We start from the raw sequence: 23,052 nt of genomic DNA, 5'->3' as shown, positions 1-23,052 counted from the left end.
TCCTAGAGCGACCGCACCAGCCGGACCGCGCGGGCAATCCAGGGCGGGTCGGCAACCACCTGCTGACGCCCGCCCGGCCCGGGGGGCAGGAGGTGGAGCTTGCCGTCCTCGCGTCCGATCAGGCGGCCGAACAGGAAGCGGCCGGCTGGGCGGGGGACCAGCACGTCGCGGTTCATCGCCTGGGCGAAGCTGTCCGGGGCGAGCGTCTCGCACCATAGCTCGTCGCCGCTGCGATAATCGCCGACACCGGCGGCGACCGTCACCGCGACCAGGCCGGGGCTGGGGGTGGGCGGGGTGAGCGTGATTTCGTGCTTCGGCGCATGGACTCCGCCGGAATCGAGGATTGCCGCCACGGGGATGTCGCTGCGCGTCGGCAGCCTGACAAGATCGGCGGCGGTGACGCCAAGCGCGTCGGCGATGCGGTTGAGCCAGCCCACCGAGACGGTGCGCGTGCCCGTTTCGAGCCGGCCGATCGTCTGCGCGGTGGTCGGCGGGTCGCAGCGCCGCGCGACATCGTCGAGCGTCAGCCCCTTGGCGCGGCGGACTTCGCGGATCGCGGTGATCATGACTAAGGGTCCTAACCAGATAGGCCATTCTCCTGTCGGCCTGCCATGACGATTTGGCAAGTGCTGCACCCCTGCCAGCCGTCATGCCGGGCTCGTAACTGATGCGGGTTCCCGCTGACTTTTGCCGTGAAAATGGCTATCGAGGCGATCCACCCCAGGGGAGAGAGCGATGCCGGTCAAGCGCGAGATGATGGTGCGTAAGGATGCGCTGGAGCAGACCGCGATCAACGAGACGATCGCGCCCGAGCCGAAGGACGGCGAGGTGCTGCTCGAAATCGAGGCATTCGCACTGACCGCCAACAATGTGACCTATGCGGTGGTCGGCGAGCTAGTGAAATACTGGTATTTCTTCCCGGCGCCCGAGGGGTGGGGAATCGTGCCGGTCTGGGGCCATGCGCGGGTCTCGGCGTCGCGTCATCCCGATATCGCGGCGGGCGAACGGGTCTATGGTTATCTGCCGACGGCGACGCATCTGATCGTCGCACCGGGCAAGGTGTCGGCTGGCCAGTTCCGCGACATGACGGCGCACCGCCAGCCAATGGCGGCGGTCTATAACCTCTATCGCCGGCTCGCGGCGGACCCGGCGCATGATCCGGCGCGAGAGGAGGCGCGGATGTTGTTCGAGCCGCTGTTCCTGACCAGCTTCCTGCTCGACGATCAGCTGCGCCGGCAGGACTGGCACGGTGCCGGCAGCGTGATCCTGACCAGCGCGTCGAGCAAGACGGCAATGGGCCTGGCGCATGTCGCGCGGGCGAGCAGTCCGGGGATCAGGCGGATCGGCCTGACCAGCGGGTCCAATGTCGCGTTCGTCGAGCAGACCGGGCTGTATGATCAGGTCATCGCCTATGACGCGCTCGATGCCCTGGATGTCGCAGGCACTGCGGTGCTGGTCGACTTCGCCGGCAATGCCGGCGTGATCGCCGATGTTCAGGCGCGGCTGGCCGAACGGCTCGTCCATATCCTGAAGGTCGGCGTGACGCATCACGACGAAGGTGTGGCGGGCGGCGGCGACAGCGGTGTGGCGACCGGTCCGAAACCGGTCTGGTTCTTCGCGCCCGATGCCGCCGCGACGCTGATCGGGGCGATCGGGCAGGACGGGTTCCAGAGCGCGGTGGCGGAACGCTGGCACGCCTTCCTCACTGACGCCGATGGCTGGGTGACGGTGGACCGGCAAAGCGGCGCCGAGGCGATCCAGCGCGTGTGGCGCGATCAGGTCGCCGGGCGCGCCAAGCCCGATATCGGTTATATCATGCGCTGGTGATGCCGTACCGGGCGCGTCACGCCTCCGCTGGGTCGGACGCCGCCTTCGCCTTGCCGATGACCCGGCCATAAGCCCAGCCGATTCCGATCAGCGCGATCCCGAGCCCGAGGAAGGACAGGATGCGCAGGATGCCGGCGAGCGCGGACGCGTCGATCAGGAAGACCTTCAGCGTCACCAGCGTGAGCAGAGCGAGCCCGGCAACGCGCAGGTCGCCGGCGCCGCTCTGAATGCCGCGCGCGAGCCAGACCAGCGACAGGCCGAGCAGGGCGGCGGAATAGAGCCAGTTCTCGGTCCGCCCGATATCGCCGGTCAGGACGGCGCCATGCGTCGCCTGACGCACCGTCAGAGCGACGGCGAGTGCGATCAGGCCGAGCGTCGCGATACGCCAGCGACGATCGTCCTTCATCAGCCACAGCCAGGCCGCGATCAGGCCGACATGGATGGTGGCCAGGTTGAGCAGCGGCAGGCTGCCGACCGTCTGGGTGACGAACAGCGGGTTGAACAGCGCCAGGTCGAACCAGGCGAAGCGGGCCAGGCCAAACCACAGCAACGCCTCGGACAGTCTGGGTTGACGCATGCGCAATGCCCAGGCCGTGGCGAGGATCGCCTGCGTGAGGATCGCGCGTTCGAGGAACCCGACCGCTTCGAAGCGGGGCAGAGTGGCAATCGCCAGCGGCTGCTTGGCGAGCGCGTAAAGCGTGGCGACCGCAGCGACCGCGAGCGCGGCGATCACTCCTTGCCGCGCGATGTCGAGCGCGTCGCGCCGCAGGAACAGGCCGCCGGCGATAAGCGCGGCGGGCATGGTCATTTCACGCAGCAACGTCATGATCGTCGGCAACAGGGTATAAGGCAGGGCTTCGCCGCCGAGCGACAGGCCGATCAGTTCGAGCAGCTTGGCCAGGACCGGCAGCATGGCGGCGACCACCGCCGCCAGGGCGGCCAATGCCTTGTTGCGCGGCAGGCGTGCCGCGATCGTTGCCAGGGCGGCAAGGCCGAGCCCGGCGGCATGCCAGGGCGCCGGCAGGACCGCCGGCACGAAAGCGAGTGCCAGCAGGAAGGCGATCCATTCGATCCCGACCGCGGTTTTGTCACGCGGCAACAGGCGTGCGATGCCGAAGAGCAGCAGCGGCGGCAACAGGCCGATCGCGATCAGGTCGGCGATCGGCGGCAGCGGATCGGTATCGATCACGCTGCCGAAATAGTCGCCAAGATCGCCGAATCCGGCAAGAACAGCCAGGCCGGTTGCCGCCACCGCGATCGGGGCGAGCAGGGCAATGCCGCCATCCTTGCTGCGCTGCGCCCAGGCGGCCAGCGCGAGGCCGACCGCCAGCCATGCCGGCCAGCGCCACGGAATGGGGAGCAGTTCGACCAGTGCGACCATCGACAGGATCGCGGCGAGTGCGGCGCCTCCCGTCAGCGCCGGCAGGAAGCTGCGCTCCGCGCGCGCGTTCGACCGGTCGCGCCAGCTCAATGAGGCGCATGCGCCCGCTGCCAGCGCCAGCAACGCCGCCCAGCCCATGGGCACAAGCAGCGGATGTCCGATGGCACAGGCAAGCAACACCGGTCCCGCCGTGCCGCCAAGCGCGATACCGGCCCACAGCCAGTTGCTGCGGGCGCGCAGATGGCCGGGGATGGCGAACAGCGCGGTGATGGCGATCGCGGCGATCGGCGCCGTGGCGCTGTGCCGGTCGAGGCCGACAGCAAGCAATAACAGCACCAGCCCGAGCGCGGCGGCCGCACCCGGCGCGAGCGCTTCGTCACGCCAGCCGAGCCATAGCGCAGCGGCGCTGAGCAGCAGATACAGGCCCCAGGCCAGCGGCCCGAAATCGAGTGCGGGCGCGAGGACCAGCAACTGTACCAGCCCCGCCACCAGCGGCAGCAGGCGAAGCCAGGGCCGCGCGGCGCCGGTGCGCGGCAGCGCCAGCGTGGCGCCGATCGCCAGCAACAGGACAAAGGCGCCGACCCCGGCCAGGTCCTTTGCCCCGAGCGTCGCGATCAACAGATTGACCCAAGCGAACCCGCCACCGCAGGCGGCGAGCGCCAGCCATACCCAGCCGCGCCGGATGGCGAGGCCGAACAGGGCCGCGACGAGCAGCCCGAGATAGGCAAGCAACGGGCCGATCCCGGCGGACTCGAACCCGGCGATCAGCGGTGCGGTAAAGCCGCCGATCAGCGCCATGATCGCAGTCGGCGGACCATGGCGCAGCGCCAGGCCAAGTGCGGCGACGGTCACGCCGATCATCAGGATGAAGGCGGTGAGGTCGCCGATCAGGTTGTACAGTGCGGCGGCGATGTAGAGCGTGCCATAGAGGATCGCGACCCCTGCACCGGCCAGCGCCTGGCCGATGCGTGGGTCGTCCCGCGTCGCGGGGATCCGGCGCGCGACTTCGCTTGCCGCGATCAGGCCGACCCCGAACAGCGTCGCGATGATCGTGCGCGCGACCGGGCCGAGCAGTCCGTTCTCGATCGAGAAGCGCACCAGGAAGAAGGCGGACAGAACCAGCGCGGCGCCGCCGATCCAGATCGGCAATTTGCCGCCGACGATCGCTTCGAAGCCGAGCCGAACAGGCTCGCGCATCGGCCGTTCCGGTGGTGCCGGAGGCGATGGAGCAGGTGCGGCCGCCGGTGGTACAACGGGTTCAACTGGTTCCGGCGGCGCGAGAATCGTCGGCGGGGGCGGTGCCGGCCGGGCCTGGGCGCGAACCACCGTCGCCGGTAGCGGGTCGGTTTGCGGGTCGGGTTTCGGCGGCGGTGCAGTGATATCGGAGTCGAGCTCGGTCAGGCGCTTCTGCAGCGCCCTGGCCCAGCGTTCGAGCCTCGCGACCCGGTCAAACAGCAGGGCGATTGCGATGCCCGCCGCGACGAGCGCGATAAACAATAATGCGGTCACGCGGCGTCCCCGAACGTCATGCCGCGCAACGTGACATAAAGGTTGCGGCCTGTCTCGTGGCGAATAGAAAGGTTGCGTTTCGAAACGTAACTATTAACAAGACCCATAATCTGAGGAGAGTTTCGATGATCGTTTATGGCTCGACCATGTCGCCGTTCGTGCGCAAGGTAATGGCGTTCGCCGCCGAAAAGGGCATCACGCCGGAATTGAAAAATGCCGGCATGGGACGTGGCGGTCCCGAATTCGAAGAGGCAAGCCCGTTCCGCAAGATGCCGGGCTTTCGCGATCCTGGTGCCGACCAGGGGCGCGACTTCTGCATTTCGGATTCGACCGCGATCATCACCTATATCGAGGCGAAGTTTCCCGAGCCGAACCTGATCCCGCCCGACCCGATCGCGCGGGCCCGCACTGTCTGGTATGAGGAATTCGCCGATACGATGGTCTGCGCGCTGGGTGGCAAGCTGTTCTTCAACCGTTTCGTCGCGCCCAAGGTGCTCAGGATCGCCGGCGACGAAAGCGTTGCGGCGGCGGCGGAAGCGAACGAATTGCCGCCTCTGCTCGACTATCTTGAAGGGGTGGTGCCAGCGTCAGGGTTCCTGGTCGAGGATCGCATCACGCTGGCTGATCTCGCGGTGTGCTCGCCGTTCGTCAATCTCGATCATCTCAGTGTCGCGATCGATCCGGTGCGGTGGCCCAGGACCGTGGCCTATGTCGCCGCCATCCTGGCGCGGCCGAGCTTCGCACCGATCATTGCGAAGGAGCGGGCGATCGTCGCGGCGATGGCGTGACAGCCACCTGCTCGCTATAGGGTCGTCATGCGGTTCGATTTCGTCAAATGCCATGGGTCGGGAAATGATTTCCCGCTGATCGATGCGCGCAGCCTCGATCTCGACGATGCGGTATGGGCAGGAGTGGCGCGCGCGCTCGCCGATCGGCGCGGACCGGTCGGTGGCGATGGGCTGCTGCTGCTGACCGACGGCGACAGGCTGCACGATTTCGGCATGCGCATGTTCAATTCGGACGGCAGCGAGGCTGAGACCTGTCTGAATGGCTTGCGCTGCGTCGCGCGTGCCGGATTCGAGGCATTGTCGATCGACCGTGCCGAGGTGCAGTTGAAGACATCGAGCGCGCATGCCGAGCGCGACGCCGATCTCGCGCCGGGCGTGACCACGATCCGCGAAACGGCGGGACCGGCCGATCTGGATGTGACGCAATGGCCGCTGCACGGCACCGGGCACCAGATCGTGCAGCAGGCGATTGCCGCATTGCCTTCGGCCCGGCTGTTTACCGCAGTGGCGATGCCCAACCCGCATCTGGTGAGTTTCGTCGAGACGATCGACGACGCGGAACTGGTCGCGATCGGCGAGCTGTGCGAGTCCGCGCCGGACTGGCTGCCCAACCGCGCCAATGTCTCGTTCGTCGAGCTGCGCGGCGCGAATCTTTTCGTGCGGACATATGAGCGTGGCGTCGGGCTGACCGACAGTTGTGGCAGTGCGATGGCGGCATCGATCTTCGCTGCGTGCCTGACCGGGCGTGTGGAGTTCGGCGTGGAACTGAGCATTTTCAATCGCGGCGGGCTGGTCCGGGCCCAGGCTGAAAGTGACGGCATGGTTCGCCTGTCCGGCAATGCGACCTATGACTGGGCAGGATCGGCCGAGGTTGATGCCGACCGGGGACTCGCCGGCGATCTGGCGGTCGATCGGCATTTCAACGATGAAATCGCCGCCTGGGCGGCCGTAATCGACGGGATCGGTTGAGCGTCGATCTCAAGCCATCGGCCTGAAATCGCGGCCGTTTCGGCGCGATCCCACGATATCGGATGCGTAACGATTTGACAGCGACGCAACAAAGGGCGTCCATGGCGGTTGGGGTCAACGAACCACGCCGGAGAACATGTATGTCGCGTTTCACGATCGTCGCCGCGCTTTGCGCCACCAGCCTTATGGCGTTTACCGCGCCCGCCGGCGCGCAGACACGACAGGAGGAGCAACGCTTCCAGCAGGCGCAACAGCGACTGCAGGATGAGCTTCGCGTGTTCCAGCAGGAATATGACCGCTACCAGCAGGCACGCAACCGTGGCGGCGGGCGCGGCCCGGGCGGCTATGACGGCCCGGATTATGGCGGCCCGGGCGGCTATAACCCTGCGCCTCGCCCCCGCTATGACGATGACCGGGTCGAAAGCGGCTATGAGCCATCGCGCTATTATCGCGACGGCAATTATCAGGAGCGCGTGCTGAGTTCGGACGAGCGCGTCTATCGCGGCCAGGACGGGCGTTATTATTGCAAGCGCAACGATGGCACGACCGGTCTGATCATTGGTGCGATCGGCGGCGGCGTGCTGGGCAATGTGATCGACGGCGGGCATTCGCGCGGCGTCGGCACGATCCTCGGTGCGCTTGTCGGCGGTGTCGCCGGCAAGTCGGTCGACCAGGGCAATCAGCAGGTGAAGTGCCGCTGAGGAGATCAGGGCGCCGCACCGTCGGCGCGGCGCCCGAAGCTTCGGGATGATAAGGCCGGCCCGGATCCGGGCCAGCCAGGTCGTGATTACCAAATAGGCAAAATATCGAATGCCAATGACGCCAGTCCGGCGCGATTGCGTCGGGCCGGGTCATTGCTTGCGACGTGGGCTTGCGACGTGAGCCTGGTGTGGGTGGCGTGAATGGGCGGCCGTCGTTAAAGCCGAATCCATGGTTCCACGCGAATTGATCGATAGTGCCGATGTGCCTGGCGGCGGGGAGCTCAAGCTGTTCCGGCGCGGCGGCGACTGGTCAATCATGCTGGGCGGCAATGAATTGATGAGCAGCCGCGTGCGCGGCTCGGAGGAAGCACTCGCCACGCTCGCGCTGGCGCGGGTGGCACGCGCCGATGCCAAGGTGCTGATCGGTGGATTGGGGATGGGGTTCACCTTGCGTGCGGCGCTGGCGGTGCTTGGTCCAGCCGCGGAGGTGACCGTCGCCGAACTGGTGCCGGCGGTGATCGACTGGGCGCTGGGGCCAATGGCGGCAGTGCATGACGGGAGCCTGGAAGATCCGCGGGTTCATATGATCGAAGGCGATGTCGGGCCGCTGATCCGGGCGCGGGACGCGGTGTTCGACGCGATCCTGCTCGACGTCGATAACGGGCCGGACGGATTGACGCGTGGCGGCAATAACGGCCTTTATTCGGCGCGTGGGCTTGCGGCGGCGCGCGCGGCGCTGCGTCCGGGCGGCGTTCTCGCCATATGGTCGGCTGGCGCGGACGCGACGTTCGCGCGGCGCTTGCGCGACGGATTCTCGGTCGAAGAGGCGGTGGTTCGGTCAGGCACCGGCGGCAAGGGCGCGCGGCACATCATCTGGGTCGCGACGCGCACCCCCGGGGCCTGACCCCGGCATTCGCCGTTGCCGTTCCTTCAGGCAGGTCAGTCCGATCCGGTTGCGATTTTTCTGGCCGGGAATCCTTTCGATCGCAAGCATGTTGCGATGCGGGGTATTTCGATGAAGCCGCGATACTCCATGTGTTCCGGCGAGCGTCTGTTGCGCGATAACGACACGCACTGAATCGGCCATCGAATGCGAATCGCCGCTCACTGCAGCGGAGATTCCGGTTTCGGATGGCGCCGCTATTGACGCACTGCGCCGCGGGCGGTGGCTCGAGCGGAAAAAATGTTCTCTAAAAAGACCTGCGAACACCGCTGCTGCCGCCAGAGGTGTCGAAAGCCCTCGCTTCACGATGGCGTGCGCCGATCAGTGAGAAACCCCCCGGTTAATGGGATCGCGCGGCGGTGGCGCACGTCAAGCCGGCACTGGCCTCATCCATCGATCATAAAGCAGTGGGAATTGTCAGAAAATGACGCAAATGCTTGGTTTTACGGGGCGGAAGGACCCGTTCCACCACCCGTCGCCGGATTCCGGATGCGCTGTGTTCGGCCGTGGCCATTCGATGCTGCCGGATTCGCCTGGGCGGTCAAAGGTCTTTTTGATGTGATGCGACACGCGGATCGTACTGCATAAGATACCGCATGATCTTAATCGAAATGCAGGAAATCACCTGCTTTATGTTGCGTTAGGGCAACAGCGGACAAAATTTGTGCGCTTGCGTGGAAACCAACCTTTGGGTAGGGAGTTTGCGCTGTCCGAGTGACAACGACGAAAGGGGATTTTTATGCGGAAGCTTGCCATCGCTATGGCGCTTGCCTCCACTGCTCTCGCCACACCAGCCCTCGCACGCGATGATTCGTGGTACGTGGGCGTCGAAGGTGGCGCGATGATCGTGGAAGACATCAACTTCGATATCGGCGCAGTGAGCGACGCTTCGACGGTTGATTCTAAATATGGCTATGACGTCGACGGCGTCATCGGCTATGACTTCGGCGCCTTCCGCCTTGAAGCGGAAGTCGGCTACAAGAGCGCAACTGTCGACTCTTACCGGTCTTCGGTGACGACCCCGGCATTCCTGTCGACTGGTGGGATCTCGAACCTCCCCGCAGGCACATACAATTATGCCGGCGGCCGGACTTCGGCGCTCAGCTTCATGGTCAACGGTTTGCTCGACTTCGGTGACGACGACGGCATCCAGGGCTTTGTCGGCGGCGGTGTCGGCGTTGCTCGCGTCAAGTCCAACTACGGGCTCAACACGCGCGGCGACTTCCTCGACGATTCCGATACGGTCTTCGCTTGGCAGGGTCTTGCGGGTATCCGCGCTCCGATCACCAGCCATATCGATGCGACGCTGAAGTATCGCTTCTTCAACGCGCGGAATGTCGGTCTGGTCGATGTTACCGGTCGTGCTTTCGAAGGCACGTTCCGGACGCACAGCATCCTCGGTGGCCTGACCTACAACTTCGGCGAGCCGGCGGCACCGCCGCCTCCTCCTCCGCCCCCGCCGCCTCCTCCTCCGCCCCCGCCGCCTCCTCCTCCGCCTCCGCCGGAAGTGGTGTGTTCGCCTGGGCCGTACATCGTGTTCTTCGAGTGGGACAAGTCGGACATCACGCCGCAGGCGGCGTCGTTGCTCGACAACGCGATCTCGCAGTACCAGAATTGCGGCAATACCCAGATCATGCTTGCCGGCCACGCCGACAAGTCGGGTTCGCCGAAGTACAACGTGGGTCTCTCGCAGCGTCGTGCCGACGCGGTGAAGGGCTACTTCACGTCGCACTCGGTTCCCGACAGCGTGATCTCCACCGAAGCGTTCGGCGAAAGCCGTCCCCGCATCGAGACCGCCGATGGCGTTCGCGAGCTGGAAAACCGCCGCGTGGAAATCAGCTACGGGCCTGGCTCGGGCAACTAAGCCCGGTCTCGCACGAAGCATTTCGTACGAAACACGGAAGGGAGGTCAGCATCGCTGGCCTCCCTTTTGTGCGTCTGGAGCCTTGCAATTCTCCGGCAGTCGCCGTCCATAGTGCCGTTGGCACAAGCCAATGGGGTGGCAATCTGGCGATGTTCGGCTAGAGGATCGCGGTGACACGGGCGGTAACGCCTGCAACAATGGGATACGGTCCACCATGCGCATCACGATGATCGGCTCGGGCTATGTCGGCCTGGTTTCCGGCGCCTGCTTCTCGGATTTCGGCCATGACGTGATTTGCGTCGACAAGGATGAATCGAAGATCGCCGCGCTCGAAGCGGGGCGGATGCCGATTTTCGAGCCTGGTCTGGACAAGCTGGTCGCGGCTAATGTCGCGGCTGGCCGGCTTACCTTCACCACCGATCTGAAAAGCGCGGTCGCGGGTGCCGATGCGGTGTTCATTGCGGTCGGCACGCCGTCGCGGCGCGGCGATGGCCATGCCGACCTGTCCTATGTCTTCGCAGCGACGCGCGAGATCGCCGAGGCGGTGACCGGGCCGATCGTGATCGTGACCAAGTCGACCGTGCCGGTCGGCACCGGCGACAAGGTCGAGGCGATCATGGCCGAAACGGTCAATGGTCATGACGTGGCAGTGGTCTCCAACCCCGAATTCCTGCGCGAGGGTGCAGCGATCGGCGACTTCAAGCGCCCCGACCGGATCGTCATCGGCACCGAGGATACGCGCGCGATGCAGGTGATGCGCGATGTCTATCGCCCGCTCTACCTCAATGAGAGCCCGATCCTGTTCACCGGCCGGCGCACGGCCGAGCTGATCAAATATGCCGCCAACGCGTTTCTGGCGACCAAGATCACGTTCATCAACGAGATCGCGGACTTGTGTGAAGCGGTCGGCGCCAACGTCCAGGATGTGTCGCGCGGTATTGGTCTCGACAACCGGATCGGGTCGAAATTCCTCCATGCCGGACCGGGCTATGGCGGGTCATGTTTCCCGAAGGATACGCTGGCTCTGCTCAAGACCGCCGAGGACTATGAAACCCCGGTGCGGATCGTCGAAGCGGTGGTTCAGGTCAACGACAACCGCAAGCGGGCGATGGGGCGCAAGGTGATCAAGGCATTGGGCGGCGACGGCAAGGGCAAGACCGTCGCGGTGCTCGGCCTCACCTTCAAACCCAACACCGACGACATGCGCGATGCGCCCAGTCTCGCGATCGTGCAGAGCCTGATCGACGCGGGCGCGACGGTGCGCGGCTATGACCCCGAAGGGATGGAGCCGGCCAAGGCGATGATGCCCGAGATCGCCTATTGCAAAGACGCCTATGAGGCAGCGACCGGGGCCGACGCCGTGGTGATCGTGACGGAATGGGATGTGTTCCGCGCGCTCGATCTGAAGCGGCTGGCCAGTGTGATGGGCACGCCGGTGATGGTCGACCTGCGCAACATCTACCCGCCGGCGGAAGTCGAGCGGGCTGGCTTCGCTTATAGTTCGATCGGGCGGTAGGCAGTCGAGGTCGATTGCGCCAGCGTCGCCAGGATGAAATCGGCGCGGTCGCCGACCGCGACCTTATCGAGCACCGATAGGTCATAACCATTGGCGGGATAGGCGAGCACCAGGCGCTGATACTCCGCGACGGCATCGTCGAAACCGTGACGTCGCTCGCGGTCGGTAACGTAAATCTCCGGCCAGGGTGGCGTCAGGAAGACCATGTCGTGATAACGCGGCAGGGCATCGATGTGCCGGCCCTGGCCTCCCGATAGATGGTCAAGCGCTGCGGCGGCATCGATCGCGCTGCGGTCGAAAAACACCCATCCAGGCAAGTGCTCGGCGGCAGCCCGGTCGGCCAGCGCCAGGTCGATCGCGCGACGAGCAAAGGCGTCGGCGTCGGCCCAGGGCAATGCCGAGCCGTGGCTTGCCAGTTCCTGTTCGACGATCCGGCGGCCCGGCTCCGCGACTGTGGCATGGCCGCGCCGCGCCAGCTCATCGAGCAACGTCGATTTGCCGCCGCCCGAACAGCCCGAAATGACGACGAACCGGTTCATCCGCGCGACCTTATCCGGCATCCACATCGTGCAGTGCGGTGGTCGCGGTGCCGAACACGGCGGCGCGGGCGCGCAGCACGGCATCGAGATAGGGTGTCTTCATTGCCATGAAACGGCGCGGTGTCATGCCCAGAAACCGGTTGGCGTCGCGCAGGAAATGCGATGCGTCATGATAGGTGGTGGCAATCAGCGAATAATCCGCATGGTCGCGTATCGCGAACATCTTGAGGAACGAGCGCAGGAAGCGTGCGCGCAGCAACAGTGTCTTGGGCGGGAAGCCGAAATGGCGCGTCGCCAGCCGTCGCAGCCGGCGCGCGTCGATCCCGATCCGCGCCGCCGCGGTCGACAGATCCTGCGTCGCATCGTCGACGATCAGCGCCATCAACGCCCTGATCTCCCCTTCGTTACGATCGCGCGGACCCATATGATTCAGGAAGAAGCGGTCGAGAATATCCTTCACGTCCAGCGCCTGATCGGATGCTCGCAACCGCGAAACCAGCTCTTCAACGACCCCCGCCGGCATGACCGTGTCGAGCGACACGATCCGGTCGCGATACTGATCGGCCGGTCCGCGAAACAGCCGCGACCAGCCAAGCGGGGTTATCCCTGCGCCGATCGTCACGCCGCCCGCCGTCCTGACGCGCATCGCCTTGCTGGTCGTCCCGTACAAGGCGGCTTCAGGCATCGGATCATAGGTTGTGCCGCCGATCGTCAACGCAATGGGATTATCGGCGAGAATGACTCGGATCGCCGGCCAGCTCGGCAGCATCCATTCGATGTTGGTGCCGACCCCGCTCTCGTCGGAATCAAGCACATGATAGTCGGTGAGATAGGCCGCCAGACGCGGGTCCGGTCGTTCATAACGCAGCGCGGTATGCGGCGGGAGGCCAAAGGATTCCACCGACACATTTGGGGTGTGCGTGCCGCTTTCGATCATTCGACGCTCTCGTCATTCCGGGCGCAGGATGGATATCCAGATGCCGGAACAATGCCATGCCCCGAACCTTCCATGAGGTAAAGTGCACGGCAAGCAGATTGCACGACAATTATCGGGTGGGTAAAAAGGCTTGTCGAGAAAGGCGGATCGGTATGGTTAGCCCGATCGCACCCCCCGAAGGATTATGGGGCGGTGTTCTGGCCGATGCTTTCGCGTCGAGTCCCGCGACCCTGAACACGGCGCATCGTGCGTCGGTGACCATAAGGGTATGGACCATGCAGCAGCAGATTTCCGTGATCACCATCGGCATTGCCGATCTCGCACGCTCGCGGCGTTTCTATGTCGACGGCTTCGGCTGGACGCCGGTGTTCGAGAATGACGAGATCATCTTCTATCAGATGAACGGCCTGGTGCTCGGTACCTGGCTCCAGCCGGCGCTCGAATCCGACATGCAGCGGACCGGCCTGTGCCGGCCGGGGGCGTTCGCCATGGCGCATAATGTGCCACGGCAAGAGGATGTCCAGCCGCTGATCGAACAGCTGGGCAGGGCCGGCGGAACGGTCCTGCGGCCCGGCGATGCACCCGAGCATGACGGCTTTCGGGGCTATGTCGCTGACCCCGACGACCATGGCTGGGAAATTGCCTGGAACCCCGCCTGGTCGATCGACGAACGCGGTCTCGTAACGTTCGGCCTATAGCGCGGCGGCGAGCCAGTCGGGGATAATCGCGTCGCCGAGCGCCTCGACCCGGCGATGCTCGACCATCAGGCCGAACTCCGGATACCGCACACGCGTCCGCTCACCCGCCTCGCCGAGCGGCGCGACGACGAGGCGGCGATTGACCTTGGCCCGGTGATGCATGCGCGCGGTATTTTCCTGGCCGACATAACAGCCCTTGGTGAAGCTGACGCCGTTCAGTTCGCGCGCATTGCATTCCAGCCACAGCGTCTTGTCGCTGCCCAGTTCCGCCTGCCCCTCGGTCACGCCGAGCGACAGGCGATGTGCGCGCCAGCCATTGGCGGCGGCGGCAGGCTGAGCGAGCCAGCGATGGCCGAGTTCGGCAAGGCGCGGATCGGGCATGCCCCGATCGGTATCGCGCGACCAATGCACCGCCAGGCTATCGTCGCGCGCAATCGTGATCGCGCGGCGCAGGCGATAGATTGACAGCCGCCGGGCAAGCGCATCGGCTTGATCCGCCTCGCAGTCGATCAGCAAATCGTCGTCGTCCGCCCAGAGCAGGAAATCGAACAAGGCCTTGCCCTGTGCTGTCAGCAATCCCGACCAGGCCGGCAGCGCCCCCATCGTGTCGGCAGTGACCAGGCCCTGCAGGAAGCCGCGCACATCTTCACCGGAAACGCGGATCAGCGCGCGGTCATCCAGCATTGTCGGGGTGGTTTCGCTCATGACGAACAGGTAGGGGTGCGGTGACCCCAGCGAAAGAGGCGGCAATGGCCAAGTTCGATCTGATTCTGACCAACGGCACCGTTCACCTGCCCGCCGGGCCGGTGCAGGCGAGCATTGGCGTGCGCAATGGCAAGATCGTCGAGATCGGCGCACCGGACCGACCGGCCGGCGACGCGGGCGAGACGATCGATTGTACCGGGCTCGATATCCTGCCCGGCGTGATCGACACCCAGGTCCATTTCCGCGAGCCCGGGCTGGTCCACAAGGAAGATCTGGAAAGCGGCAGCCGCGCGGCGGTGCTCGGCGGTGTCACGGCAGTGTTCGAGATGCCCAATACCAAACCCAATACCGACAGCGCCGAGGCGATCGAGGACAAGCTCACCCGCGCGCATCATCGCATGTGGTGCGACCATGCCTTTTATGTCGGTGCGACCAATCACAATGCGGCGAGCCTGGCCGAGCTGGAGCGCATGCCGGGCACGGCGGGCGTCAAGATCTTCATGGGGGCGTCGACCGGCGACCTGCTGGTGGCGGAGGATTCCTCACTTGCCGAGGTGCTGGCCTCCGGGCACCGCCGCGTGGCGATTCATGCCGAGGACGAAGCGCGGATGAACGCGCGTGCCGGAGAGCGGGTGACGGGCGATGCGTCGTCGCACCCGGTATGGCGCGATGACGAGAGCGCGCTGCTCGCCACACGGCGCATCCTCAGCCTTGCGCGCGCCGCGCGTCGGCGGATCCATGTGCTGCACGTGACCACGCCGGCCGAACTGGAACTGCTCGGCCAGAACAAGGATATCGCCAGCTGCGAGGTGACGCCGCAGCATCTGACCCTAGCGGGCGAAGAGGCCTATCCCCGGCTCGGCACCTGGGCGCAGATGAACCCGCCAATCCGCTCCGGCGCGCATCGCGACGGGCTATGGCACTGGCTCAACCAGGGTGTGCCCGACATTCTCGGTTCCGACCATGCGCCGCACACGCGCGAGGAAAAGGCCAAACCCTATCCCGACAGCCCAAGCGGCATGCCCGGGGTGCAGACGATGCTTGCGCTGATGCTTGACCATGTCGCGCATGGCCGCACCACCTTGCAGCGCGTGATCGACCTGACCAGCGCCGGGCCGCAGCGCGTGTTCAACATCATCGGCAAGGGCCGGATTGCGGCCGGCTACGACGCGGATTTCTCGATCGTCGATTTGAAGGCGCGCTGGACGATCACTGACGAATGGCTTGCCTCGCGCTGCGGCTGGTCGCCCTTCACCGGCATGGAACTCACTGGCAAGCCGATCGGCACGATCGTGCGCGGGCAGCGCGTGATGTGGGACGGCGCACTGGCCGAGGCCGCGATCGGCGAGCCGATCCGGTTCGAAGCGGTCGAGTTCGGCTGAATGGACGATCGGGCCGCCACATCGGCCTGGGGTCCGCGCCTTTCGATCGAACAGCTTCCCGATCCTTCCGGTTTCTCGACATTCATGCCCTTCATCCGGGGCGTCTTCAGCCAGTGGCATGCAACGCCCTTCTCGATCGGCGGGCGGCGGTTCGTGACGGCCGAGCAATGGATGATGGTCGCCAAGGCGGAGCTGTTCGGCGATGCGGTGCGCGCGTCTGCGATTCTGGCCACAGCCGATCCGGCCGAACAGAAGCGGCACGGTCAATTGGTTCAAGGATTTCACCAGGACATCTGGGACGCCTGGAAGATCGCCATCGTCTATACCGGCAATCTCGAGAAGTTTCGGCAGAACCAGGGTGCGGCCCGTCAACTCCGGACCACGGCGCCCGCCATGCTTGTCGAGGCGAATCCGCGCGACTGGATCTGGGGTGTCGGACTGGCGGTCGACGATCCCGCCGCGCATGACCCGGCCGAATGGCGTGGCGCCAATTTGCTGGGGCGCATTCTCACCAGGGTCCGCGCGGATATCCCGCCGAACTGAACCGGATCACTTCTTCTCGGTGAACCGCTTCACCTTGACCGGCAGGTCCTTGCCCTTGGTGCGGCGCGACGGGATCTGCACCGGGTTCTTCTTCTTCCACTGCGCCCAGGTCATCGGGCCCTCGGGCGTGTCGATGATGGTGTCGTCGATCGAATCGGTCATCAGTTCGGATACTCCCGCCGCCGGAACGGCCAGTTTATCACCCGGCCGGCAAACAATGCCCACCAGATGATTACCGGTTGAAACGCCAGGCGCGGGATATGGTACCATAATCCCAGCGTCTTGCCGCCAATGACGATGCCGTCGACCGCATGCTTGATATTGGCCGGATAGACACAGATCGCATAGGCGGCGAGCATCACGCCGGCGATCCAGCGCAGCCGCGCGGAGAGCAATGCCAGCGCCCCGGCGATCTCGCACAGCCCGGTGATCATGATCACCTGGTGCGGGAACGGCACCCAGTCCGGGGTAATCGCCAGAAAGGTCTGGGGCGAGCGCAGATGCGCAATGCCGGCGATCAGATAAGCGGCCGCTAGGATCCAGCGGAGCAGGGTCCGGGCGCGCTCGGCGCCCGGCGAAATATCGGGAAGGAAGGTCGCCGTTACAGCGGGAACCACTTCGATTTATGGCTGAACTTCATATAGCCGATATTGACGCCCTGGCGCCAACCGACACCAAGCCGGATCGGAATGATGACGATGTCGCCGCGGCGCAGATAGGTCGCGGCAAGGCCGCCAACGAAATAGAGCCGCCCCTCGCCAGCCGGGAAGCGCTTATACAGGTCTTCCGAGTCGTGAAGGTTGTAGACCAGCGCGAAGACCTTGTTGCCGTCGCCGCCCAGGTCGAAGCCGACCGACGGTCCGGTCCAGTAGATTTTCTGCTGTCCCTCGATCTTGTGGAACAGCTCGCCCTTGCCGTAGCGCAGGCCGACGACGATCGCGCCCGACGCTTCGCTGCCGGCGATATAGGCGTTGGGCTCGCCTTGCTCCTTCAGCAGCTTCTCGAGCATCCCGGCGAGACCCGACGACCCCTTGCCGAAGGTGCTTTCCGCGGCGCGGAGCAGTTCTTCACGCTTGAAGGTGGTTGCCGTGGCGGCCTCTGTTTCGGCATTGGCGCGGCTGGTGTTCTGCGCCGGGTCGGTCTGCGGCATGTCCGACTGGGGTGTGGTCGGCGGATACCGGTCCGATGGATACTGGCCCGATTGGTATTGGGGATCGGCCGGATACTGGCTGGGCTGGCTCTGATCGGCCGGCGGTCCATCGGGATAGGATTGCGGTTCGTCGAGCGGAACCGGCGCATCCTGGGATGGCCGGGCAGGCGCGGTTCTGGACAGGTCGGAATCGATCGCCTGGTTGGGATCGATCGTGCGGACTTGTGCAAACCCCGCCGGGCCGGTGCCGAGCACCAGGGTCGCAGCGAGGATCGTCGATATTAACTTGCGCATGGCTACTCCCCCGACGCGCCCAATCACGAATCCTAGCGCGCCTCGGGATTGACCCGCAATGAACGCAGCGACGACCCGAGTCGATTTCGCGCCCAGTGGCGGCAAAAAGACTCTTTCGCTTATCCGCCGACAGGGCGGTTGATCGGCACGCGACCCCTCGCTATAGCCGCCGCTTGCCGCCAGGTCTGGAGACGTGGGTGAGTGGCTGAAACCAGCGGTTTGCTAAACCGCCGTACCGGGTTTACTGGTACCGAGGGTTCGAATCCCTCCGTCTCCGCCAATTTTTAGTGTCGATTCCGAAATGGGCGCGCATTGCGACCTTGCCCGTGCGGCGATGGTGGATCCAGGGCCGCACATAATCATTCGTAATGATGCGTCTGGCGAGAGACGAACAGGCGGCCTATGGTTCCGGAAAAGCCGGGGCCGCGTCAGATCGTTGAATCGGTTGCGCCCCGAAAGCCATGGAAAAGGTGACGCAATGACATTCTGGAAGATCGCCATGGCGGTCACCCTGTCGCTCACTGGGTCGCTTACGGGCACCCGGGCCATTGCCGCCGATCTCTGGCGCGCTCAGGCCGATGAGGGGTTCACCATCCTTTTCGACGGCGATCGGCTGGGCAAGGCGGCGGGCGGTGTGACCACGGCGGTCTATTATATGGACAGTCAGGTCGCCGTGCGGCGCTTCGCGGAGTTGCATGTCGAATTCAACTGCGCTGCCCGACAGGTTCGCGTCGCAAGACCCTGGTCTATGATTCAGAGTTCAAGCTCGTGCCCGACACGATGCCGCCCGTTCAGGACAATTGGGAAAAAGCCGATGACGGCGCGACCGGCAAGGCATTGACCAATTTCGCATGCGGTCCGCGCGCTGAATGGCCGCGTCTCGGCCGCAAGCTGTCCGAGCAGGACTGGCAGACCGTCATGAAGCAGCGGCCTTTGAAACAGGATGCCGGCGATGCTTCCGCGAAATCCAGCGAGGAACCGCGCTAGGTCTTTCGCTTCAGCCGTCATGCGACGTGACGCGAAAAATCGAGCGTTGACCCGAAAGACGTTACAACATATCATCTCTCAGCGACATGACGGTCAAATCCAACTGAATGCAGATGCACCGGCCATTCCGGCGAACCCCGCCGCGGTGCCGTAGCGTGCCCGGTGGGCAACGCGACTGGCTGCGCATGGCCTGGCTGGCCGTGTTGCTGGTTGCCTTGTCCTGGCAAAGCGTTCTCCTGCAATCGCACATTCACGTGCCTGCAATGCCCGCCCTCGGGGTGGATCAGCAGGCGGGGCACTCCTCCGGCGAACACCGGTCGCCGCTCGCCCCGGACAATTGCCCGATCTGCGATGAAATCGATGTCGCCGGTGTTTATACGCTCGGCACGTCGATCATCCTGGTCGAACCGGTCGTTCATGCGTTCTGGTTCGGCGCCGAAGCACAGCCGCAATCGGTCGATGGCGCACCGGCCCATCATTGGCACAGTCGCGCGCCCCCTCTCCAGCCTTTGATCTGATTCCGACGGGACCTTGAGGTCCCTCGTACCGGATGCCGGCGTCAGCCGGCGTCCGCAAAGGTTCATGGAGTTTTTCATCATGCGACATGTTTTTCTGACCGGCGCGGCGCTTGCCGCGTTCCTGCCCGCTTGCGCCCAGGCGCAGACCGATCCTCAAGTTTCGACCACCGCGCAGCCCGGCGCTGAGACGGGAGCTCGTCCCGATCCGGTGGCGAACAAGGGCGACATCATCATCACCGCATCGCCCTTTGCCGTTTCGGGCGACGATACGCCCACCATCGCGGCCAAGGTCAACCGCAAGCAGATCCTGGAGGCGGGCGGCGCCAGCCTCGCCGATTCGCTGGCGAGCGTCCCCGGCATTTCCGCGACCGGCTTCGCCGCCGGCGCGTCGCGCCCGATCATCCGCGGCATGGATGCGACCCGCGTGCGTATCCTGGAAGACGGTGTCAGCAGTTCGGACGTGTCGGACATCGGCCCCGATCACGGCATGCCGGTCGATCCCCTGTCGGCGCAGAGTATCGAAGTCGTGCGCGGCGCCGCGACGCTGCGCTATGGCAGCCAGGCGATCGGCGGCGTGGTCAACGCGATCAACAATCGCGTGCCGACCTTCCTGCCGACCCGGACCCTGTCGGGCGAGTTGAACGGAAGCTTCGGAACGGCCGCCAATACCGCCGAGACCTCCGGCCTGGCGGATGCGAAGCTCGGCGATTTCGTGCTGCACGCCGATGGCTTTTATCGCCATGCCGATGATTACGACACGCCGCTGGGCACCCAGGCCAACTCGTTCTTCCGCGGTCATGGCGGGGCGCTAGGCGGGTCCTATTTCTTCGGACCGGAATCGAAGAGCCGGATCGGCGTGGCGGTCACGCAGTATGATGCAAAATATGGCATACCCAGCGACACCACTTATATCGATATGCGCCAGACCAAGATCCTCGGGCGCGCGTCATTCGACCTGGGGTCGGGCGTGCTTCACACGCTCAACATCGACACGAGCTATGCGAACTACAAGCATGACGAGGATGACCCCGACGGCACGGTCGAGGCGACCTTCAAGAACAAGGAACTGGATGGCCGTGCCGAATTGCTGCTCGGGCCGATCGGCCCGTTGAGCAACACCGCGCTTGGCGTCGAGGTGCAGCGCCGCAAATTCCAGGCACTGGGGGCGGACAGAAGCTATCTGTTCCCGACCACGACGCAGAGCGAAGCGGCGTTCCTGTTCACCGAACTGCCGCTCACCAACGCTCTCAAGCTGCAGGCGAGCGGCCGTGTCGAACATGTCCATGCCGATGGTACGCCGGCATCGAATATCTTCACCGGCGCGGAATTCACGCCGGTGAGCGGTGCGATCGGCGCGCTCTATTCACCGATCGAGGCGGTCAAGTTCGGCCTGACCTTTTCGAGTACCGGCCGCGCACCGGCGATCACTGAACTTTTCGCGCGCGGCGGGCATGATGGTCCCGACACGTTCGAGACCGGTGATCCCAATTTGAAGATCGAGCGTGCCAATTCGCTCGAAGGCTCGGTCCGCGTGAATGCCGGCGGCTTCAAATTCGAGGGCAGCGTCTACAGCACCTGGTTCAAAAACTATATCTACGGCAATCTGACTGGCCGCACTTGCGATGACGACGGCGTGTGCAGCCTGGATCCCGATGGCGAGCTGAAGGAGCTCAATTACCTCCAGCAGGGCGCGCATTTCCGCGGGGTGGAGGGCGTTGCGTCCTATCAGCTGCTGAAGACCGAGAGCGGCGGGCTCGAGGTAAAGGCGCAAGGGGATTATGTCCGCGCGACGCTGGACGACGGCAGCAACGTCCCGCGCATCCCGCCCTATCGCTATGGCGGCGGACTGTCCTGGACCAGCAGCAAGCTCGACGCCGGCTTCCTGTTCCTGCATTCGGCGCGGCAGGACAATTTCGGGGCGTTCGATACCGCCACGCCCGGCTTCAACTCGCTCAACGCGCAGGTCGCGCTGCATCCGTTCAAGGATCATCCCGGGATCGAGTTCGCCGTGGTGGGGCAGAATCTGACCAACGACGTGCAGCGGGATGCCGCCGCGCTCGACAAGGATGTGGTGGTCATGCCGGGGCGGAACATCCGCTTCGTCCTGCGCCTCGCGACCTTCTGAAGCGGCGCGCCGCCGTCACTCGCCTGGGCGACTGACGGCGGCTTGCCGCGACGACATATCACGGGAGCGTTGAGCATGAACGCAATCCGACGAGGCGATGGCGCGCCGGCGCGCGCATCGTTACGACGCACGCCGTCCTATCCCGCGTCGCTGCTGGCCAGGGATATCGTCGACCGGCTGACGCAATCCGGCGTGCCGCTCAGTGCCTATGATCTGGCCAGCGATCTCAGTGCTGACGGTCGCCGCATGTTCGTCGTCTCGATCTATCGGGCGCTCGCCAGGCTGTGCCTCGACCGGGTGATCGAGCGCGTGGAAATGACCTCCCGCTACCGCGTCAGGGACGTCGATCGCGCCGTGCTGATGACCTGCACGGAATGCGGGCAAACCTTTGCGATGCCGGCAGGGGCGCAACATGACGCGCTCGAAACCGTTCTGGCCGGCGCCGGGTTCGTGACGAGCAAGCTCGCGCTCGAGGCGGCCGGCACCTGCCTGGCGTGCCGGGACACGCAGGGCCGCGACTAGCGTCGTCCTTGGTGGCGATCTCCCCCGACCAACTCAGCCTCGGTTTCGGAAGACGCCACAGCTTGTGTGGAAGACAGGTTGACCAGCTAATCGGGTGAAGGCGTTGATCGGGACGGCGAGATAACACGATGGCGGCCCATCAACTGATCGTCAAAATCGGTTTGTGACATTTCAAGGGACTTGAGAGTGGCCATATCGCCTTTTAGCGTAACGACGATATATCTGTATCTCGGGGTGTCATAATAATATGACGCAACGCATCCAATTGTCCTACGCTCAACGCGCGGAAGCGGGGAAAGCTTCTCGTTGCCGGCGCATCGCATCTTCAGGGCTTGAGTTTGATTCTTGTTCAGAGCGAAAACCCAGGTTCGGGGACTCGCGAGATGTACCAAGGTTGGCTCTGCGATTTGTTGCTTCGCGCTGATTTCTCGCATGCCTGGCACGATGGAGAGGATCTCGCTTATTTCCCTGGAGCGGGCAGCGGATAACCATGCATATGCCATGGCCACCCCAACAAGCGCCAAAGTGAGGGCCGCCGCGATCCACCATTTTCTCATTGGCTGCTGGTCGCCCGACGCATGATCTTCTGACAACCCTCCACGATCAGCGCGGCAGTATGGACGAGAACCGTTAGAAGCATAAACGCGCTCGCCACCAACAGCGCATACAATGCGATCGGGCCGAGCGTCGAGATGAGCCAGCCAGTGACCGCAAGCGCGACCTGACCCCCAGCATTTGTTTCGTAAAGATGGATACATCCATCAAGCGCCATGCGCCCAAAGAGCAGGGCGATCGCGCCTATTGCTACGCCATACATGATTGCGCCAAGTCGGCTCATCCGGACAGCGCCGTTGGAAAGGGGCGCGCCCGCCGGACATGCTTCTGCGGCGAACTCCGCCCCGCGACGATCGCTTCAAGCCGCGCCCTGTCCAAGGCCGTTACAGAAATGCTGATACCTGTACGCATCCCGCAATGTCGCACGTCATGGCCATTTACCGAATCCCCGACAGGGCCCTTCCGTCCCGATCAATCTGCTAGGGTTCAAACCCAATCAGCCTATTGATCTGGGGGGAGCTTCCTGATTCACAGAGGGTGTGACGATGGAGGCGGTAGATGGCGTTGTTCTGGTTATCAGACGAGGTGTGGGCGGCGAT

23 protein-coding genes and 1 tRNA gene are annotated in these 23,052 nt (G+C 64.6%); 15 read left to right on the top strand and 9 right to left on the bottom strand.

Annotation, left to right across the window (positions count from 1 at the left end; all coding sequences use genetic code 11):
• Positions 1 to 2: 2 nt before the first annotated feature.
• Positions 3 to 566, bottom strand: a complete 564-nt coding sequence (locus ACRECS_RS23080) for a helix-turn-helix domain-containing protein (RefSeq protein ID WP_431585312.1) — start codon at positions 564 to 566, stop codon at positions 3 to 5.
• A gap of 169 nt (positions 567 to 735) precedes the next feature.
• Here ACRECS_RS23080 and ACRECS_RS23075 point away from each other — a divergent pair, with 169 nt between their 5' ends.
• Complete coding sequence (locus tag ACRECS_RS23075; RefSeq protein WP_431585311.1) at positions 736 to 1,827, top strand: DUF2855 family protein; 1,092 nt, start codon at positions 736 to 738, stop codon at positions 1,825 to 1,827.
• Positions 1,828 to 1,843: 16 nt separating this feature from the next.
• On the opposite strand, the gene ACRECS_RS23070 is transcribed toward ACRECS_RS23075, so the two are convergent.
• A complete protein-coding gene (locus tag ACRECS_RS23070) occupies positions 1,844 to 4,717 on the bottom strand; it encodes a DUF2339 domain-containing protein (RefSeq protein WP_431585310.1) in 2,874 nt (957 codons plus the stop codon).
• A 125-nt stretch (positions 4,718 to 4,842) separates the two neighbouring features.
• On the opposite strand from ACRECS_RS23070, the gene ACRECS_RS23065 reads away from it, so the two are divergent.
• The 6 genes from ACRECS_RS23065 to ACRECS_RS23040 all read left to right on the top strand — a co-directional run bounded on the left by ACRECS_RS23065 (position 4,843) and on the right by ACRECS_RS23040 (position 11,498).
• A complete protein-coding gene (locus ACRECS_RS23065; RefSeq protein WP_431585309.1) occupies positions 4,843 to 5,505 on the top strand; it encodes a glutathione S-transferase family protein in 663 nt (220 codons plus the stop codon).
• A 27-nt stretch (positions 5,506 to 5,532) separates the two neighbouring features.
• Positions 5,533 to 6,474, top strand: coding sequence for a diaminopimelate epimerase (gene dapF, locus ACRECS_RS23060; protein ID WP_431585308.1), 942 nt, complete (start codon positions 5,533 to 5,535; stop codon positions 6,472 to 6,474).
• A 140-nt stretch (positions 6,475 to 6,614) separates the two neighbouring features.
• Positions 6,615 to 7,175 carry a glycine zipper 2TM domain-containing protein gene (locus ACRECS_RS23055; RefSeq protein ID WP_431585307.1) on the top strand — a complete coding sequence of 187 codons (561 nt, stop codon included), beginning with the start codon at positions 6,615 to 6,617 and terminating at the stop codon, positions 7,173 to 7,175.
• Positions 7,176 to 7,404: 229 nt separating this feature from the next.
• Positions 7,405 to 8,079 (top strand): spermidine synthase, encoded by a 675-nt coding sequence (locus tag ACRECS_RS23050; protein ID WP_431585306.1) that lies wholly within the window; start codon positions 7,405 to 7,407, stop codon positions 8,077 to 8,079.
• 778 nt (positions 8,080 to 8,857) lie between these two features.
• Positions 8,858 to 9,982, top strand: a complete 1,125-nt coding sequence (locus tag ACRECS_RS23045) for an OmpA family protein (RefSeq protein ID WP_431585305.1) — start codon at positions 8,858 to 8,860, stop codon at positions 9,980 to 9,982.
• A gap of 214 nt (positions 9,983 to 10,196) precedes the next feature.
• Complete coding sequence (locus ACRECS_RS23040) at positions 10,197 to 11,498, top strand: UDP-glucose dehydrogenase family protein (RefSeq protein ID WP_431585304.1); 1,302 nt, start codon at positions 10,197 to 10,199, stop codon at positions 11,496 to 11,498.
• Here the strand turns inward: ACRECS_RS23040 and ACRECS_RS23035 are convergent.
• Both ACRECS_RS23035 and ACRECS_RS23030 read right to left on the bottom strand, forming a co-directional pair.
• Positions 11,477 to 12,058 (bottom strand): AAA family ATPase, encoded by a 582-nt coding sequence (locus tag ACRECS_RS23035; protein ID WP_431585303.1) that lies wholly within the window; start codon positions 12,056 to 12,058, stop codon positions 11,477 to 11,479. The two genes, ACRECS_RS23040 and ACRECS_RS23035, sit on opposite strands and share 22 nt — an antisense overlap.
• Positions 12,048 to 12,974: a hypothetical protein gene (locus ACRECS_RS23030; protein WP_431585302.1), complete on the bottom strand. Its 927-nt coding sequence runs from the start codon at positions 12,972 to 12,974 to the stop codon at positions 12,048 to 12,050. Before ACRECS_RS23030 ends, ACRECS_RS23035 begins: the two co-directional genes overlap by 11 nt.
• 152 nt (positions 12,975 to 13,126) lie before the next feature.
• Between ACRECS_RS23030 and ACRECS_RS23025 the strand changes: the two genes are divergently transcribed.
• Positions 13,127 to 13,672: a VOC family protein gene (locus ACRECS_RS23025; protein WP_431585301.1), complete on the top strand. Its 546-nt coding sequence runs from the start codon at positions 13,127 to 13,129 to the stop codon at positions 13,670 to 13,672.
• Here ACRECS_RS23025 and ACRECS_RS23020 read toward each other — a convergent pair.
• On the bottom strand, positions 13,667 to 14,377 hold the full coding sequence (locus ACRECS_RS23020; RefSeq protein ID WP_431585300.1) for a YgfZ/GcvT domain-containing protein: 711 nt from the start codon (positions 14,375 to 14,377) through the stop codon (positions 13,667 to 13,669). The genes ACRECS_RS23025 and ACRECS_RS23020 overlap by 6 nt on opposite strands.
• A 44-nt stretch (positions 14,378 to 14,421) precedes the next feature.
• Between ACRECS_RS23020 and ACRECS_RS23015 the strand changes: the two genes are divergently transcribed.
• The gene (locus tag ACRECS_RS23015) at positions 14,422 to 15,759 is read left to right on the top strand and encodes a dihydroorotase (RefSeq protein ID WP_431585299.1); all 1,338 of its coding nucleotides are present in this window, start codon (positions 14,422 to 14,424) and stop codon (positions 15,757 to 15,759) included.
• The gene (locus ACRECS_RS23010) at positions 15,760 to 16,302 is read left to right on the top strand and encodes an NADAR family protein (RefSeq protein WP_431585298.1); all 543 of its coding nucleotides are present in this window, start codon (positions 15,760 to 15,762) and stop codon (positions 16,300 to 16,302) included.
• A 6-nt stretch (positions 16,303 to 16,308) separates the two neighbouring features.
• Here ACRECS_RS23010 and ACRECS_RS23005 read toward each other — a convergent pair whose 3' ends face one another.
• From ACRECS_RS23005 to ACRECS_RS22995, 3 genes are read right to left on the bottom strand one after another with little or no spacing between them, the layout of a single operon-like run.
• Positions 16,309 to 16,464, bottom strand: a complete 156-nt coding sequence (locus tag ACRECS_RS23005) for a hypothetical protein (protein ID WP_431585297.1) — start codon at positions 16,462 to 16,464, stop codon at positions 16,309 to 16,311.
• The gene (locus ACRECS_RS23000) at positions 16,464 to 16,919 is read right to left on the bottom strand and encodes a DoxX family protein (protein ID WP_431585296.1); all 456 of its coding nucleotides are present in this window, start codon (positions 16,917 to 16,919) and stop codon (positions 16,464 to 16,466) included. Before ACRECS_RS23000 ends, ACRECS_RS23005 begins: the two co-directional genes overlap by 1 nt.
• Positions 16,904 to 17,746: an EipA family protein gene (locus ACRECS_RS22995; RefSeq protein WP_431585295.1), complete on the bottom strand. Its 843-nt coding sequence runs from the start codon at positions 17,744 to 17,746 to the stop codon at positions 16,904 to 16,906. The genes ACRECS_RS23000 and ACRECS_RS22995 overlap by 16 nt, the downstream gene beginning before the upstream one ends.
• A 187-nt stretch (positions 17,747 to 17,933) precedes the next feature.
• On the opposite strand from ACRECS_RS22995, the gene ACRECS_RS22990 reads away from it, so the two are divergent.
• The 5 genes from ACRECS_RS22990 to ACRECS_RS22970 all read left to right on the top strand — a co-directional run bounded on the left by ACRECS_RS22990 (position 17,934) and on the right by ACRECS_RS22970 (position 21,898).
• Positions 17,934 to 18,026, top strand: a tRNA-Ser gene (locus ACRECS_RS22990).
• Between the two features lie 488 nt (positions 18,027 to 18,514).
• Positions 18,515 to 18,733: a hypothetical protein gene (locus tag ACRECS_RS22985; RefSeq protein ID WP_431585294.1), complete on the top strand. Its 219-nt coding sequence runs from the start codon at positions 18,515 to 18,517 to the stop codon at positions 18,731 to 18,733.
• 185 nt (positions 18,734 to 18,918) lie between these two features.
• Positions 18,919 to 19,251, top strand: coding sequence for a hypothetical protein (locus tag ACRECS_RS22980; protein WP_431585293.1), 333 nt, complete (start codon positions 18,919 to 18,921; stop codon positions 19,249 to 19,251).
• Between the two features lie 79 nt (positions 19,252 to 19,330).
• Complete coding sequence (locus ACRECS_RS22975; RefSeq protein ID WP_431585292.1) at positions 19,331 to 21,376, top strand: TonB-dependent receptor; 2,046 nt, start codon at positions 19,331 to 19,333, stop codon at positions 21,374 to 21,376.
• 75 nt (positions 21,377 to 21,451) lie between these two features.
• Positions 21,452 to 21,898 carry a Fur family transcriptional regulator gene (locus ACRECS_RS22970; protein WP_431585291.1) on the top strand — a complete coding sequence of 149 codons (447 nt, stop codon included), beginning with the start codon at positions 21,452 to 21,454 and terminating at the stop codon, positions 21,896 to 21,898.
• A 553-nt stretch (positions 21,899 to 22,451) separates the two neighbouring features.
• Here the strand turns inward: ACRECS_RS22970 and ACRECS_RS22965 are convergent.
• Positions 22,452 to 22,736, bottom strand: a complete 285-nt coding sequence (locus ACRECS_RS22965) for a hypothetical protein (RefSeq protein ID WP_431585290.1) — start codon at positions 22,734 to 22,736, stop codon at positions 22,452 to 22,454.
• Positions 22,737 to 23,052 lie beyond the last annotated feature (316 nt).

Origin of the sequence: Sphingomonas sp. (assembly GCF_050725575.1) — a bacterium.
Lineage (GTDB): Bacteria > Pseudomonadota > Alphaproteobacteria > Sphingomonadales > Sphingomonadaceae > Sphingomonas.
This window is presented reverse-complemented; position numbering and strand designations above follow the sequence as displayed.